Genomic DNA, 15,697 nt, shown 5'->3' on the forward strand with positions numbered 1-15,697 from the left:
ATAAGGATTGTGTTTGATCGCTCCAGACGGAATATGTCTGGCATCAATCTAGTCTTGCCTCAAAGGAACTACCTCGACGAGGAGGTAATTCATATATTACTGGCTGTGTTTCGGCACGCTGTTGAGTTCTCAAAGAACACGCGCACACCGCAGTCACATCAGCTTTTCGCTGACTTACTTCCGGGGCTTGTGTTGCTGAAGCTTATTTGGTCTTGCTCGCCGGTGTCAAATCGGCCTCTAGGAGGCTTTATCTCTCCGGTTTTTGCCAGGCTCGTTCCGGTCTGTCTTTCCGGCCCGTGTCGCTCTGACATGGAGAACATTACACGGGGCTGTTTCGATCTCCAAATCGGGGGGTCCTGGTGACCGCGAAACGTGCGATCACCAGGACAAATGCGTTCGTCAGGGTGCGGAGACCCCGACGTCGGCCTTCGTCAGCGGCTTCCTCACCGCAGAAGAGTTGTACTCATCGGCCCCGACATCGGGCTTGCCCGAGCGCGACTGCAGGTCGAAGTCACGCGTCACATAGGAGTAGGTGCCGGCCGAGGTGTCGACCGCCGGGCTTCCGGAGGCGAGACGCAACAGACCGTTCGAGTCGCGCACCAGCTTCGGGTCCACCGACCTGTACCCGGACGGGATGCCGGCGGTGCCGCCCCACACGATGTTGCCCTCGTACTTCACGGTCGAGCCGCTCATCATGTCGATCAGCTTCGACGACGAGCCCTGGATGACGTTGTTCGCGAGCACGCAGTCCTTGGGTGCATAAGTACCGGTGTCGCTGTCGACCACGGCGCCCGTGCCGACGAGGGTGTTGAACGCGACCGTCACGCGGTCGGGACGGTCGTGCGACGTGGAGGACGGGCCGCTGTCCGTCTCCGAGCCCTTGCCGAACACGATCGCCCGGTCCCCGGTGTTCTGCACGTAGTTGTTGAACACCTTGTGGTCGTTCCCGTGGAACCGGATGCCACTGCCGAACAGCAGGTTGCCCTCGACGGTGGTGCGGTTGCCGTGACGAAGGACGATGTAGCCCTTGCTGTCGCGGATCGTGTTGAAGCGGACCGTGTTGTCGGAGGCCTTCACGGAGATCGCCTCCGGGTCGCCGTTCGCCTTCTCGAACAGGTTGTGCTCGATGACCGCGTACGCCGACTTCGACTGCTTGTGGCTGTACCCGAGCCGGATCGACTCGCCGCCGTTCGCTCCGGTGAAGCTGTGGTTGTAGAAGTAGTTGTGGTGCACCCAGGTCCGTTTGGCGATCTCACTGCCCGGACCGGTGATCTGCAGGTAGACGCCCTCGTTGCTGCGGTTCGAGAACGTGTTGTGGTCGATCTGGACGTCGTCGGCGCTGACGGAGAGCGAGGCGCCGTCCTTGTTCCCGTTGTACGTGTTCCGGGTGATGCGCGTGGCCTGCGCCTCCACCGGGACAGAGAGCGTGCTGCTCCCGTTGAAGACGAAGCCTTCGATCGTCACGTCTCGAACGGCCCCTAGTTCGAAGCCGCCCCGCGTGAACACCGTGCGACCGACGTTCTTCGCGGCGACGGTGACGCCCGGCGTGGTGATCTTGATGGGCTCGGCGGGAGCGTGCACGCCGTCGGCCAGCACGATTCGCTGACCGGGTCGCGCGGTGTCGAGCGCGGCCTGCAAGGAGGACACGTCCGACACGCCGACGACGGCAGCGAAGGCAGGCACTTGGACGAGGGACGACAGCAGGGCGGCCGCGCCGACTGCGGCCAGTGATCGGATCATTCGCCAACTCCGATGTTGGGTCCGCGGCGGCGGTAGATCCAAGCTAGCGCAAGATTCCGGCAGGTGGGGTAGTTCGGTACAAACCAAGTGCCGTATCGAGCGACGGCACCCGCTCCAGTTGTCCGATGTCTGCGAGGGGGAACCACTGGGCGAGGTCGGTCGTGCCGCCCACCTCGTTGCGCAGCTCGCCGCCGGCGATCCGCACCTCGTACATGATGCGAAGCGCGTGGTAGTCGCGGTCGGGCTCTTCCCGGAGCTCGGAGTCGATGCCGAGCAGGCGGACCACCTCCGCGAGGTAGCCGGTCTCCTCCTCGATCTCCCGGACGACCCCGTCGTACGGGTGCTCGCCGTGGTCGATGCCGCCTCCGGGCAGGATCCAACGTTTGCCCTTTGGGCCAAGCCAGCGCGCCAGCAGGATCTCGTCGCGCTCGTTGATGCAGACCCCGTACGCCGCCACGCGCTGCTTCTTCGCCCTCATGCGATCCAGCGTAACTGGCGGTCACCCCGGAAAAGTGATATCACTTAGATAGTACTTCGACAGGGGGTTCGGATGAGCGCGACAGTGGAGACGACGGTGCAGATGCCTGCACCGGTGGTGCGGGAGAAGCGCGCACGGGACTTGTCGGGTCTGCCGATGTTCTTCGCAGGATTGGCGGTGTACGCGGTGGGCGTGTGGCTGCTGGTCGACGGCGTCATCGGCACGGCGGCCGACGGCGGTGACCCGGCCGGCGCGATCATCGTGATGATGGTCCTGCTGTTCCTGGCGGGATCGCTGGTCTGGAAGGGGCTCTTCACCGTCGCGCCGGGTGAGGTGCGGGTGCTGCAGTTCCTCGGCCGTTACGTGGGCACGGTGCGCACGGACGGTCTGCGGTGGGCGAACCCGTTCACCACGCGGGAGAAGATCTCGACCAGGATCCGCAACCACGAGACGGCGACTCTCAAGGTCAACGACGCGGACGGCAACCCGATCGAGATCGCGGCCGTGGTCGTGTGGCAGGTCGAGGACACTGCGCGCGCACGGTTCGAGGTCGACGACTTCGTGCGGTTCGTCGGCATCCAGACCGAGACCGCGGTGCGGCACATCGCGAACAGCTACCCGTACGACAACCACGAGGAGACCGGTCTGTCGCTGCGGGAGAACGCGGACGAGATCACCGAGACGCTCGCGATCGAGATCTCGGCACGCGTGCAGTCCGCCGGCGTGAAGGTGATCGAGTCGCGGCTCACCCACCTCGCGTACGCGCCGGAGATCGCCCACGCCATGTTGCAGCGGCAGCAGGCCGGCGCGGTCGTGGCGGCACGGACGCGGATCGTGGAAGGCGCCGTCGGCATGGTCGAGCTCGCGTTGGAGCGGCTCGCCGAGCACGACGTCGTCGACCTCGACGAGGAGCGCAAGGCGGCGATGGTCTCGAACCTGCTCGTCGTCCTGTGCGGTGACCGATCCACCCAGCCCGTGGTGAACGCGGGATCGCTTTACACCTGATGGCTGAGCGCAAAAGCGTTCTGCTCAGGCTGGACCCGGCGGTGCACGACGCGTTGAGCAGGTGGGCGAACGACGAGCTGCGCAGCACCAACGCGCAGATCGAGTTCCTGCTGCGGCGTGCGCTGGCGGAGGCGGGCCGGTTGCCCAATGAGGCAAAGAAGATGCCGCGTCGGGGCAGGCCACCGAAGGATCCCGAGGAGAACACCGAGGCCGGACCAGAGGGTTAGTGCGTACGGTGGAATCGATGACGGATCTCCACACATCTGACGCACGATCGCTCGCGTCGGCTCTGCAGGGGTTGTTGGAGGAGGCCAGGAAACTGGTCTCCGACGGCGCGGAGTCGACGCTGGTCCGGAAGGTCTCCGGGCACATAGGCATTCCGATGGCACAGGTTCCCACGGTCACGGCCAAGTTCATGGCCTGGGAACACGTCAACGTCCACCGCGGGATCGAGACGTACGTCGCCGAGCACTCCCCGGGATCGGAGTGGTTCGGCATAGCGGGGAAGCGCGCGTTCCAGTACCTCGTGGACATGTTGAGCGGGGCGGTCCACGACGGCAGCTTCGGGCTCGGTCCCGTCGACTACGCGACGGTGGCCACCGGCCCGGACACCGCGGTCGAGGCGGTGCAGCTCGGGCTGGTCCTCTCCCGGTCACCGGACGGCGAACCGGTGGTGATCGCGCTGCAGGGTCCAGGCGAGGACTGCGACTCCCAATGTTCGCTGCAGGTGCTGGCGGGGTCGCGAGAGACAGCGACGGCCACCCGCGAGGCGGTCGAAGGACACATCGCCCGCCACAACCTGTTCCAGGGCAAGGTGATGGCGTTCGGCCTCAGCGAGCACCGGCGCAACCAGCTCCTCACCTTCCTGCCAAGACCGTCGTTGCGGCCCGAGGACGTCGTTCTGCCAGAGGGCGTGCTCGACGCCATCGAACGCCATGTCGTGCGCACGGCAGAACAAAGCGCACGGCTGAGAGCACACGGACAGCATCTGAAACGCGGACTGCTGCTTCACGGCCCGCCCGGCACCGGCAAGACGCACACGATCCGGTACCTGATGGGACGGCTGGAGTCCACGACGGTGATCGTGCTGAGCGGCGTCGCGATGTTCAAGCTCCTGAAGGTGGCGACGTCGATGGCGCGGAAGCTCGCGCCGTCAGTGGTGGTCGTCGAGGACGTCGACCTGATCGCGGAGGACCGGCGGCACACCGAGTTCGGCAACCCGGCGCTGTTCGAGCTGCTGAACGAGATGGACGGCGTCGGTTCCGAGGCGGACGTGACGTTCGTGCTCACCACGAACCGCGTGGACGTGATGGAGCAGGCCCTCGCCCAGCGGCCCGGCCGGATCGACCTCGCCACGCACGTGCCGTTACCCGACGCGGAGGCCCGCGAACGGTTGCTGCGGCTCTACGCGTCCCGCACGGATCTCGATCTTCCGGACGCCTCGGCCATCGTGGCGGCGAGCGAGGGCGTCACGGCGTCGTTCGTGAAGGAGCTCGTGCGGCGGGCGACGCTGCTCGCGTTGGACGAGCAGCCCGGCATCGAGCGCGTCCGGCTCGACGAACCGACGATCTCGGCCGCGTTGGCTGAGATGACGGACGAAAAACAGTTGCTGACGCGCACGATCCTGGGCGGCTGAACAGGCGTTTCACCAGCATGAAAACGCTGTCATTGAGTTCAGCCGTTCGGGGGTGTGCTGGCTGACTCCTCCACGCGATCGTGTGCGGCGGGCGCACCGGGAACGTGGAGGAGTCTTGACTTTGTTCTCCCGCAAACGCGCCGGTCTCGGCGTGCTGGGCGTGGCTGTGGTGATCGCGTCGCTGACACCGGCGGGCGGTCTCGCAGCGGGTAGAGAGATCTATTTGGACAGTCGGGCGTCAGCCGAGCGGCGGGTCGAGGACCTGCTGCGCAGGATGACGCTCGAGGAGAAGATCGGGCAGATGGCCCAGATCCGCGTCGGGAAGCTGCGCGGTGACTGCAACAACGTCAACGGGCCGTTGGTCGACTCCTGCCTGAAGGCGGTGCTGGCGGACGCGCACGTGGGCTCGATCCTGTCCGGCGGTGGTGACGCGCCGCTCGACAACACGCCCAGGGCGTGGGCCGAGATGAACAACGCGATCCAGCGCTATGCGTTGGAGAACAACAGGTTGAAGATCCCGATCATCTACGGCTCGGACGGCGTGCACGGGCACAACAACGTCATCTCCGCGACGATGTTCCCGCACCAGATCGGGCTCGGTGCGACGTGGGACCCCGGGCTGCAGGAGAAGATCGGGGTGTCGGCGTCGAAGGCGTTGCGCGCCACCGGTGTCTTCTGGAACTTCGCCCCGGTGTCCGACATCGCGCGGGACACGCGCTGGGGCCGTTACTACGAGACCTACAGCGAGGACCCGTTCCTGTCCGGGCAGCTGGCGGCGGCGAACGTGCGCGGGCAGCAGGCCAGGGTGGACGACACCGCGCAGCTGACCGCGACGGCGAAGCACTTCGCCGGGTACTCGGCGCCGGCGAACGGGCACGACCGCGCGGCGGCGCAGGTCCCGATCAGGCAGCTGCAGGACCTCGTGCTGCCGTCGTTCCAGGCGCAGTTCGACGCGGGCGTGAAGACCGTGATGATCAACTCCGGCTCGCTCAACGGCGTGCCGGTGCACGCGTCGAAGTACATGCTGCAGACGCAGCTGCGCGACCGCATGGGCTTCAAGGGTGTCGCGGTCTCGGACTGGCAGGACATGAAGTACCTGGTGGACCGGCACAAGGTCGCGCCCGACTACAAGACGGCGATCGCCATGAGCGTCAACGCCGGTGTGGACATGGCGATGGAGCCGTCGAACGCGGCCGAGTTCACGTCGTTGCTGCTGGCGAACGTGCGCGACGGTTCGGTGTCGCGCGGGCGGATCGACCAGGCCGTGCGGCGGGTGCTGAAGCTCAAGTTCGACCTCGGGCTGTTCGAGAAGCCCTACGTCGACCCGGCCAAGGCCGACGGCAACGTGGTGAACGCGGACCGCTCGCTGGCTCGCCAGGCGGCGGCCGAGGGCACCGTGCTGCTGAAGAACGACGGCGTGCTGCCGTTGTCCTCCGCAGCCAAGAAGATCGTCGTGACCGGTGAGACGGCGGACGACGTGCGCCGTCAGCTCGGTGGCTGGACCGTCGAGTGGCAGGGCGTGCCGGACGACTCGCCGTTGCCGCCGACCGCGACCGTGCTGACCGGTGTTCGCGAGGCCGTTCCCGGTGCGTCCGTCGTGCACGCCCCGACTCAGGCCGCGGCGGTGGCCGAGGCGGACGGCGCGGACGCGGTCGTCGTCGTGCTGGGCGAGAAGCCCGGCGCGGAGGGTCCCGCCGACACGGAGAACCCGGTGCTCACGGCCGAGCAGCAGGCGTGGGTGGACGCGGTGCAGGCGACCGGCAAGCCGGTGGTCGTGGTGCTGCTCACCGCTCGTCCGCAGGTGCTCGGTGCGGCGGCCGACGCGAACGCGCTGGTCGCGGGCTGGTTGCCGGGCAGCGAGGGCGGCCGGGCGATCGCCGACGTGCTGTTCGGCGCGGTCAACCCGGGCGGCAAGCTGCCGATCTCGTGGCCGAAGGCGCTGGGCGACCCGACGCTGACCTACGACCAGCTGCCAGGTGCGAACACCTCGGCGGGTGCGAAGTACGACCCGCTCTACGCGTTCGGGCACGGACTGTCGTACACGTCGTTCACGACCTCGGGGACCACGGTGTCCGTCGATCGTCGTGACGGCGTGGTGAAGTTCACGGTGGCGAACACCGGTGCGCGTGCGGGCACCGCGGTGGTGCCGGTCTACGTGCGCCAGCCGGCCTCACCGGTGCTGACCCCGGACGCCCGCCTGGTGGGCTTCACCCGCGTGGAACTCGCTGCGGGGCAGTCGAAGCAGGTCGAGGTGTCGTTCAAGCTCTCGCAGCTGGCCCTGACCGTCGGCGACGTGGACGGTGACGGGCGCCGTGAGGTCGCCCGAGGTGGCTACGAGGCGGTGGTCGGTGCCGAGAAGGCCACCTTCACGGTGCGCTGAGCTGGCCTGATATCCTTCGTCGTCGTGAACGCGCGGCTCTCCGCCGTGGAGGAGACCTGGCCCTTGTGGCCGGTGCCGACATAGCGCGTCACGAACTCCGGTTTCGACAAGAAGGGTGATGTCGCATGGCGAACATCAAGTCCCAGCTCAAGCGGATCAAGACCAACGAGAAGGCTCGCCTTCGCAACAAGTCGGTCAAGTCGTCCCTGAAGACGGCCATCCGCAAGTTCCGCGAGGCTGCCGAGGCCGGTGACAAGGCGAAGGCCCTGGAGCTGCTGCAGGACGCGTCCCGCAAGCTCGACAAGGCCGCCACCAAGGGCGTCATCCACGCCAACCAGGCCGCCAACAAGAAGTCGGCGATGGCCCTGCGCGCGAACTCCCTCGAGGGCTGATCTCGCTCGTAGCGCTTCCAGCTTCTGCAAAGGGCTCCACCTCCTCCGGGAAGTGGAGCCCTTTCGCATGGGGCCTCGGGCACGGTAGGCGTAGGTCCATGGAATCGCTTCCGCGGATCGACTTCTTCGAGCTGCACGACCTCGACGGCACCCCGCCCGTGCTGCGGACCCTGCACACCGAGTCGATCATGACGATCTACCGGCTGACGGACGCCGCGCGCGAGTACTCGCGGCCGCTGGCTCTGGCGTTGCGGTCGGGCGCGGACCACCGGATCGTCGACCTCTGCGCCGGTTCGGGCGGACCGGTGCCGCTGATCCAGCGGCGGCTGCACGCGCAGGGCGTCCACACGCAGGTCACGCTGACGGACCTGGTGCCGAACGTGCCCGCGTTCGAGCGCGTCGCCGCGCGGAACCGACGTCGGCTGCCCGACCCGTGCTGCTCGGTGGACCACGTGCCCACGTCCGTCGACGCCACCGATTGCCGTCTCGAAGGGACGCGGACGATCTACGGCGCCTTCCACCACTTCCCGCCCGCGCTGGCCGCGCGCATGCTGCAGAACGCCGTCGACACCCGGCAGCCGATGGTCGTCGTGGACACCAAGCGGTCGTGGCTCTACGTGCTGGTGTTCCCGTTCTTCCTCACGCTGGCCGTGCTGCTCGCGGCGCCGTTCCAGCGCAACCCCCTGCCGCGGTACCTGCTGCGGCTGGCGCTGACCTACCTCGTGCCGGTGCTGCCGTTCATGATGTTCTTCGACAGCGTCGTGTCGTTCCTGCGCATGTACGGGCGCGCGGAACTGCGGCGGATCGTCGACGGCCTGGACGGCACCGAGTCGTTCGAGTGGACGATCGGCGTCGAACCCGGCTTCACGGGTGCCCAGTACCTGATCGGGATCCCGCGCCAGTCGTGATCTGGCGAGATCAGCGGCGGCTGTGCGCGGCCACGATCCGGAGCACGGCACGCTCCAGCGCGTAGTCGGCGTCGGCCGCCACACCCTTCACGTCGGCGTTGAGCCCGGCGACCACCTGCATCGCGTCGGCGAGACCCGACTGGTCCCAGCCTCGGGACTGTGCCTGCGCCTTCTTGATCTTCCACGGCGGCATGCCGAGCGGCCCGGCCAGGCTGAACGGGTCGGCGCGGCCCACCGCGGACACGCGCGCGACCGTGCGCACCGCGTCCGCCAGCGCGTCCGCGACCAGCACGTGCGGCACGCCGAGCTGCATGGCCCAGCGCAACGCCTCCATGGCGCCCGCCCGGTCACCCACGACGGCCTTCTCCGCGACGGCGAACCCCGTCACCTCGGCCTTGCCCTGGTGGTAGCGGCGGATCTCCTCGACCGTCACCTTGCCGTCGGTGTCGGAGACGAGCTGCGACGAGGCCGCGGCGAGCTCACGCAGGTTCGTGCCGACGGCGTCGATGAGCGTGGCGACGGCCTCGGAGTCGATCTTGCCGCCCGCGCGCCGCACCTCGTTGCGCACGAACGCCTCGCGATCACCCTGCTTGGTGACCTTGGCGCACTCCGTGACCGCGGCGCCGGCCTTCTTCAGCTGCCCGGGCAGGTCCTTGGCCGCCTTGCTGCGACCACCGCCCGTGTGCAGCACGACGAGCGTGACACCGTCCGCGGGCGCCTTGACGTAGGAGAGCACCATGTCGGCGACCTCCTTGCTGATGTCCTGCCCGTTCTGCAGGACGATCACGCGACCCTCCGCGAACAGCGACGGACTCACCAGTTCGGCCAGCTCGGGAGGCGTGAGATCAGTCACCTGGACGCGGGTCAGGTCGGCGGTCGGATCGACCTCCCGTGCCGCCTCGAGAGCCGCCCGAACAGCACGTTCGACCAGCAACTCCTCCTCGCCGACGACGAGGTGCAGTGACTCCGGTGCGCTCACGCTCCGCATCTTCCCACGTCCCGGATCGTGGACGTCTGTGGATGCGCAACGGCCTGTTGCCGTAAGTTGACGGCCACAACTGAACACCGCTCATCCAGAGGGGCAGAGGGAACGGCCCGAAGAAGCCCCGGCAACCGGCGTCAGCGCTATGTGCACACCTGTGCGCACAGCTCCGCGCAGACGATCACGGTGCCAATTCCGACCCGTTCGATTTCGCGGGAAAGATGAGGAGATACCTCGCGATGACTGCTGTCACTGTGCCCACGAGCACGAAGTTCGACCTCGGCCCTGCCCGGGCACTGCTGTGCCGGGAGTGTGGGAACGAAACCCCTCTCGCTCCTGAGTACGCCTGTCTCGAGTGTTTCGGGCCGCTGGAAGTGGCCTACGACTTCGGGAAGATCCGGCGCGAGGACATCGAGGCCGGCCCCAGGTCCATCTGGCGCTACCGCGGCCTCCTCCCCGTTCCGTCCACTGTGGAACAGCACCCGAACACCGATCCCGGCGGCACCCGCCTGGTCGAGGCGCACAACCTCGCCAAGGCCCTGGGCGTCCGCAAGATCTGGGTGAAGGACGACACCGGCAACCCCACGCACTCGTTCAAGGACCGCGTCGTCGGCGTCGCACTCGCCGCCGCCCGCGAACTCGGCTTCAAGGTGCTGGCCTGCCCGTCCACCGGCAACCTGGCGAACGCCGTCGCCGCGGCCGCCGCCCGTGCGGGCTGGAAGTCCGTCGTCCTCGTCCCCTCCAACCTCGAGCGCGCCAAGATCCTCATGAGTGCGGTCTACGACGGCGCCCTGATCGCAGTCGACGGCAACTACGACGACGTGAACCGCCTCGCCCAGGAGCTCGCCGCGGAGAACGAGGACTGGGCGTTCGTGAACGTCAACGTCCGCCCGTACTACGCGGAAGGCTCGAAGACGCTCGGCTACGAGGTCGCCGAGCAGCTCGGCTGGCGCCTGCCCGACCAGATCGTCGTGCCGATCGCGTCCGGCTCGCAGCTCACCAAGGTCGACAAGGCGTTCCGCGAACTCGGCCAGCTCGACCTCGTCGAGGCCACGCCGTACAAGGTGTTCGGCGCGCAGGCCACGGGATGCTCCCCGATCTCCGCCGCGTTCAAGGCGGGCCACGACGTCATCCGCCCGGTCCGCCCGGACACGATCGCCCGCTCGCTGGCGATCGGCGCCCCGGCCGACGGCCCGTACGTCCTCGACGCGGTGCGCCGCACCAACGGCGCCATCGACGACGTCACCGACGAAGAGGTCGTCGAGGGCATCAAGCTGCTCGCCCGCACCGAGGGCATCTTCGCCGAGACCGCCGGCGGCGTGACCGTCGCGACGGCGAAGAAGCTGTTCGAGTCGGGCCAGCTCGACCCCGACGCCGAGACCGTGCTGCTGATCACCGGCGACGGCCTCAAGACCCTCGACGCGCTCGGCGACACGATCGGCCCGCGCGCGACGGTCCCGCCGTCGGCCGAGGCCGTCATCAACGCACTGGGTTAACCACCTCCCTCCGGCTCGGGGACGCACTCGCGTCCCCGAGCCGTTTCACGTCTGAGCAGCGCGGCGCGCGAACCGAAGGCTCACAACGTAATCGCGTCCGTCTTGAGCCAGCCCGTGCGCGGAAACCGTTGCAGGCCCTCCACCACGTGCGGCCCGACCGGTTCCACGGCCGCTCGCCACGCCACGATCCGTTGCGGCCACGGGGCTTCCGCCTTGAGCGCGTTGTAGTGGTAGTCGTGCCAGACGTCCGGTGCGACCCGCAGAGCGTCGTCGAACACGTGCTCCGCGGCGAGGTCGTACGCCTCCTCCGGTGTCGCCGCCTTCGTCGGCGGCAGCACGTGCGTGGTCGTCGCCTTGTACGTGACGGCGCGGGTGCCGTCTTCGAGTGTTTCGCAGATGTAGTAACCGAAATCGGGTTTCAGCTCGTCGTGCGGCCACGGCGTCGCCTTGTAGTTCGTCTGCCACAGCGCCCACGCAAGGCCCGGCGTGCCGCCGGGAAGCGGGTAACGCGCGTTGAACAACCTGACCCAGACCATCTCTTCTCCTTCGTACGATTCGGCTTCCTGGCAACACCGCCAGGTCGCCGTCCTTGTCCGTGCGCAACACCAACGCACCTCCCGTCCGCAACACGTCGATGACGTGTGGACTCGGGTGCCCGTACCTGTTGCCCGCGCCGACGCTCACCAGCGCCACCCGAGGCCGCACGGCCTTCAGGAACGCGGGCAGCGAGTACCGCGATCCATGCTCACGCCGAAACTCAGGTTTCGGGGGCAGGGGCCTCATGAAGCGGCCCCGCCGGGTGCGGTAACACCAACAGCGGGGCCTAGATCGGACGTGGAGGTCCGACGTGCCCTCATTCTGCCGTAGTTCTCGTTCACCGGTGGTGGCCTGGTGAGCATCGAAAGCATCGTCTGGGCGTTGAACGACGCCCCGATCCCCCGCGACCGCCGCGACGCCTCGTCGCTGACGGTCGTGCTGCTGGGCCTCGCGAACCACGCCGATCCGTTCGGCCGCAACGCTTTCCCGTCGCTCGGCACCCTCACCCGCTACACGCGTCTGTCGGAGCGGTCCGTCCGCTACGCGATCCGCGCGCTGGAGGACCTGGGGCTGATCCGCCCCGCTGACCCGGACATCGTCGCCGCCTACGTCAAGCGAGCCGACCGACGCCCGAACGGCTATGACCTCGCGATCGAGCGCCGCGAACCTGTGCACAACTCCAGCGGGGGGCAGACTCTGCCTCCCGCTGACCAGCACGGGGGGCAAGCAGCGCACGAACGAGGGGCAAGCGGCGACGCCACGGGGGGCAAGCATTGCCCCCGAACCGTACTTAATCCTTCCAAGAACCGTCCTTCGCGCGAGCGCGCGCCTGAGGCGCGCTCGCGGCCGGAGTGCGGGCAGTGCGACGCCCGGCCTGGCGACCCGATCAGCGCCCGCGTCGTGTGGCTCGACGCCGACCGCGTTCGCTCGACTCCATGTCCTATCTGCTCTCCGGCGGTGACCCGATGAGCACCGACGCGAAGCGCCTGGAGCGCACAGGCCGGATCATCGCGATGAGCACGTGGGCGATCGCGGCCGTGGTGATGGTCTACGGCGTGCTCACGGTGACGCCATGGCTAGTCGCGGAAGGCATCCCGGAGTGGTCCGCCTGGATGCTCCCGCCCGCCGTCGATGCCGCTCTCGTCCTAGCCCTCGTCGGTGATCGCACGCTCGCCCAGCATGGCCGCACCACTGGGTGGGGCACGACCCTGCGGGCCGTCACCGGCCTGGTGACGCTCGGCCTCAACATCGCCCCGAGCGCGCTGGAACGCAACATCGTCGGCGTCGCCCTGCACGCGGTCGGGCCGGTGCTGCTGTGGGTGGCGACCGAAGCCGCCGGGGCGTATCAGCGCGAGTTCACCAGCCTGGCGCGCGAGCTGGCGAACCAGGCTGGCGCACCTGGTGAGGACCTGGCGGCACCTGGTGGTCACCAGGTGGTGGCGGACCTGGTGGAGCCGATGCGCCAGGCTGGCGCCGACCTGGTGACCACGCCGGACGCGGCACCTGGCGAAGTCGACCACCAGCCTGGTGACCAGGGCGAACCAGCTCACCAGGTCAAGCCCACCAGCCAGACGGACCAGGCTGGCGCCGACCTGGTGGCGGTGCCGCGCCAGGCTGGCGCTACCAGGCCGCACCAGGTCCACCAGGCACCTGCTGGCGACCTGGTGGACCGGGCGCGCCAGGTGCTGGCGACCGCACGCGACGAGGGCCGCCAGGTTGGCCGCACCAGGCTGGCGCGCGAGTTGGGCATCACCGAGAGCCAGGCCCGCCAGGTGCTCACCGAGGCCCGGCGCCCGCACCTGGCAGCCGTCCACATCGAACCCGCCGAGGAGGTGGCCGCACATGTCTGAGCCGATGCCGACCGACGACGCGATGGGCAAGCTCGTGCCGTTCCCCGGTCCCGTGCCGGAGCCGGTGACCTCGGGCCCGGCCGCCGAGGTCGAGCCCGCCGGGCCGGTGCTGGACGCGGAACTGATCACCGATGAGGAGTACCGACGCTCGAAGGCCCGGCAGCTCGCCGAGTCGGCCGTGTCCCGCCTGCCCGCGCAGTGGCAGACGCGCGAGTCCGCCCGGCAGGCCGGGGCCGAGTTGGCGGGCCGCGCTGTCCTGGCACCAGTGCAGTTCCCGGCCGCTGTCGGCCGAGGCCTGGCGGTATCCGCCCGCGCCTGGTGGCAGTGGGTGCGCGTGGCGGACTTCTATGACGCCTCGAAAGCAGCGGAGAAGCTCGCCGACCGGTGGCAGGAAATCGCGGTGATCCGTCGCCGACGCGGCGTGATCACCGTCGTGGCCAGCAGCGCGACCGCGCTCGGCGGCCTGATCACCGAGCTGACCGCCGGGTCCCTGCCGCTGCTCGTCACCGGTGGTGCGGTCTCCACCGCGCTGGCGGTGGCCGGCCGACGCAAGGACGGCGCCGGTGGACGCAGCACGCAGCTCGGTTCGCGGTCGCTGGCGTGGCTGATGAACGGCGATCACCTGGTGGTCGCGTTCCGCGACGCGAAGCTGATCGGCAAGGACGAACGCCTGATGCTGGTCAAAGCTCCTCGCCACGATGGCACCGGCTGGGCGCTGACGATCGACCTGCCGCCGTCGCGCAAGGCCTCCGACGTGATCAGCAAGCGCGAGTCGCTCGCGTCCGCGCTCGCCGTGGACGAGGTGCGGCTGATCGTGGAGCGCGTGCGCGGCGACGACGGCCACGCCGGACGGCTCGCGCTGTGGGTCGGCGACGCGGACCCGTACGCGGCGGCCCCGATCGCGAGCCCGCTCGGCACGGCCGCGTCCTGGGACCTGTGGAACCCGGTGCCGTTCGGCACCACGGCCCGGGGCACGGACGTGCGCCTGCCGGTGGTGTGGACGTCGTTGCTGATCGGCGCGATTCCCCGCCAGGGCAAGACGTTCGTGGCACGCCTGCCGCTGACGGCCGCCGCGCTGGACCCGCACGTGCGGATCATCATCGCGGACGGCAAGGGCGGCAAGGATTTCCGTCCGTTCGAGCAGGTGGCGCACCGGTTCATCCGGGGCGCGCGGGAAAGCGACGCGCGTCGGCTGATCCGCGTGCTGGAGGAATGCGCGGCCGACGTCGCCGACCGCTTCGACCGGCTGTCCGAAATGGACGACGAGCTGTGCCCGGAGTCGAAGGTGACGCCGGAGATCACGCGCGACCCCGCGCACGGCATGCCGTTGACGGTCGTCGGCATCGACGAGGTGCAGAACTTCCTCGGCATGGACGTGCCGCTGGACGAGGACGAGCCCAAGGGGAAGAAGATCGGCACGCGCATCTGCGAGCTGCTGACCTACATCGCGAAGACGGGTCCGGCCGCCGGGTACTCGCTGATCCTCGCGACGCAGAAGCCGGACGCGAAAGTGATCCCGGACGGGCTGCGCGGGCAGCTCGGCACGCGGTTCGCGCTGAAGGTGATGACCTACCAGGCGTCGGAGACGATCCTCGGCGCGGGCACGTACAAGGCCGGGATGGACGCCTCGCGGCTGCTGACCAGCCACAAGGGAGTGGGTCTGTTGCTGGGCGCGGACGGGGAGACGGAGCTGGACGCGGGCACGGCCACGACCGTGCGCACGCACCTGCTGCACATCCGGGAGATCCGGCAGGCCTGCGAGCGCGGCCGGGCGCTGCGTGAGCAGGCCGGGACGCTCACCGGCGACGCGGCAGGGCAGCGCGAGCTGTCCGAGATGGACGCGGGCATGGCCGCGCGCCTGGCGGACGAGGTCGTGACCACGGGCGGCGAGAACGGGCCCGTGGACGCGGAGATGGTCGAGTTGCCGGAGGTGCTCGGGTTGCTGGTCGAGGTGATCGAGGACGAGGAGCACGGCGTCATCGCGACGGAGGAGTTGGCGGGCCGCATCGGCTGGACCGCGAAGGCTCTCGGCGAGGCCCTGCGACGGGCCGGTGTGCCTGCGCCGTCCACGCCACGGCAGCGGGTCGGAGGCTCGGTACACGCGATCAGCGTGACGGACCTGGACGCGATCCGGGCCGCCGTGGTGGAGCTGAACGACGGCCACTAGGTCCGCACACCGACGAGCGGGGTCCGCACACCACGTGCGGACCCCGCTCACGTGTTTGTGCGGGCCGGAAAGCCGCTCCGAGCTGCGAAGAGGGGTCACCGCGGCTTCCGTGCCGAGCGGTCCATG

General features: G+C 68.7%; 14 protein-coding genes and 1 riboswitch. Of the genes, 10 read left to right on the forward strand and 4 right to left on the reverse strand.

Translation table 11 applies throughout. The features are described 5' to 3' along the window. Positions 1–399 precede the first annotated feature (399 nt). Positions 400–1,740, reverse strand: a complete 1,341-nt coding sequence (locus tag DFR72_RS36645) for a polysaccharide lyase 6 family protein (RefSeq protein WP_090071078.1) — start codon at positions 1,738–1,740, stop codon at positions 400–402. 43 nt (positions 1,741–1,783) lie between these two features. Then, on the reverse strand, positions 1,784–2,218 hold the full coding sequence (locus tag DFR72_RS36650) for an NUDIX hydrolase (RefSeq protein WP_090071080.1): 435 nt from the start codon (positions 2,216–2,218) through the stop codon (positions 1,784–1,786). Positions 2,219–2,290: 72 nt separating this feature from the next. On the opposite strand from DFR72_RS36650, the gene DFR72_RS36655 reads away from it, so the two are divergent. The 6 genes from DFR72_RS36655 (at position 2,291) to DFR72_RS36680 (ending at position 8,539) form a co-directional block, all read left to right on the forward strand. Beyond that, positions 2,291–3,223, forward strand: a complete 933-nt coding sequence (locus DFR72_RS36655; protein WP_090071082.1) for an SPFH domain-containing protein — start codon at positions 2,291–2,293, stop codon at positions 3,221–3,223. Next, positions 3,223–3,450 carry a type II toxin-antitoxin system antitoxin gene (locus DFR72_RS36660; protein ID WP_090071084.1) on the forward strand — a complete coding sequence of 76 codons (228 nt, stop codon included), beginning with the start codon at positions 3,223–3,225 and terminating at the stop codon, positions 3,448–3,450. The genes DFR72_RS36655 and DFR72_RS36660 overlap by 1 nt, the downstream gene beginning before the upstream one ends. 17 nt (positions 3,451–3,467) lie before the next feature. Continuing rightward, a complete protein-coding gene (locus DFR72_RS36665) occupies positions 3,468–4,859 on the forward strand; it encodes an AAA family ATPase (protein ID WP_090071467.1) in 1,392 nt (463 codons plus the stop codon). A gap of 115 nt (positions 4,860–4,974) precedes the next feature. Continuing rightward, complete coding sequence (locus DFR72_RS36670) at positions 4,975–7,239, forward strand: glycoside hydrolase family 3 N-terminal domain-containing protein (protein ID WP_143086930.1); 2,265 nt, start codon at positions 4,975–4,977, stop codon at positions 7,237–7,239. Positions 7,240–7,364: 125 nt separating this feature from the next. Beyond that, positions 7,365–7,631: a 30S ribosomal protein S20 gene (rpsT, locus tag DFR72_RS36675; RefSeq protein ID WP_030479455.1), complete on the forward strand. Its 267-nt coding sequence runs from the start codon at positions 7,365–7,367 to the stop codon at positions 7,629–7,631. Positions 7,632–7,729: 98 nt separating this feature from the next. Beyond that, the gene (locus tag DFR72_RS36680) at positions 7,730–8,539 is read left to right on the forward strand and encodes a class I SAM-dependent methyltransferase (RefSeq protein ID WP_090071088.1); all 810 of its coding nucleotides are present in this window, start codon (positions 7,730–7,732) and stop codon (positions 8,537–8,539) included. 10 nt (positions 8,540–8,549) lie between these two features. Here the strand turns inward: DFR72_RS36680 and holA are convergent, their stop codons facing one another. Then, complete coding sequence (holA, locus tag DFR72_RS36685; RefSeq protein ID WP_090071090.1) at positions 8,550–9,527, reverse strand: DNA polymerase III subunit delta; 978 nt, start codon at positions 9,525–9,527, stop codon at positions 8,550–8,552. A 78-nt stretch (positions 9,528–9,605) separates the two neighbouring features. Then, positions 9,606–9,749: riboswitch (SAM riboswitch) on the forward strand. An 11-nt stretch (positions 9,750–9,760) separates the two neighbouring features. On the opposite strand from holA, the gene thrC reads away from it, so the two are divergent. After that, a complete protein-coding gene (gene thrC, locus DFR72_RS36690; protein WP_090071092.1) occupies positions 9,761–11,017 on the forward strand; it encodes a threonine synthase in 1,257 nt (418 codons plus the stop codon). Between the two features lie 80 nt (positions 11,018–11,097). Here the strand turns inward: thrC and DFR72_RS45975 are convergent, their stop codons facing one another. Further along, positions 11,098–11,553: a hypothetical protein gene (locus DFR72_RS45975; RefSeq protein WP_090071094.1), complete on the reverse strand. Its 456-nt coding sequence runs from the start codon at positions 11,551–11,553 to the stop codon at positions 11,098–11,100. 355 nt (positions 11,554–11,908) lie between these two features. Between DFR72_RS45975 and DFR72_RS36705 the strand changes: the two genes are divergently transcribed. From DFR72_RS36705 to DFR72_RS36715, 3 genes are read left to right on the forward strand one after another with little or no spacing between them, the layout of a single operon-like run. Further along, the gene (locus DFR72_RS36705) at positions 11,909–12,523 is read left to right on the forward strand and encodes a helix-turn-helix domain-containing protein (protein ID WP_090071096.1); all 615 of its coding nucleotides are present in this window, start codon (positions 11,909–11,911) and stop codon (positions 12,521–12,523) included. Continuing rightward, positions 12,490–13,404: a DUF2637 domain-containing protein gene (locus DFR72_RS36710; RefSeq protein WP_143086931.1), complete on the forward strand. Its 915-nt coding sequence runs from the start codon at positions 12,490–12,492 to the stop codon at positions 13,402–13,404. Before DFR72_RS36705 ends, DFR72_RS36710 begins: the two co-directional genes overlap by 34 nt. Continuing rightward, positions 13,397–15,571: a cell division protein FtsK gene (locus tag DFR72_RS36715; RefSeq protein ID WP_143086932.1), complete on the forward strand. Its 2,175-nt coding sequence runs from the start codon at positions 13,397–13,399 to the stop codon at positions 15,569–15,571. Before DFR72_RS36710 ends, DFR72_RS36715 begins: the two co-directional genes overlap by 8 nt. Positions 15,572–15,697: the final 126 nt, after the last annotated feature.

The organism is Lentzea flaviverrucosa (assembly GCF_003350445.1).
Taxonomy (GTDB): Bacteria; Actinomycetota; Actinomycetes; order Mycobacteriales; family Pseudonocardiaceae; genus Lentzea; species Lentzea californiensis.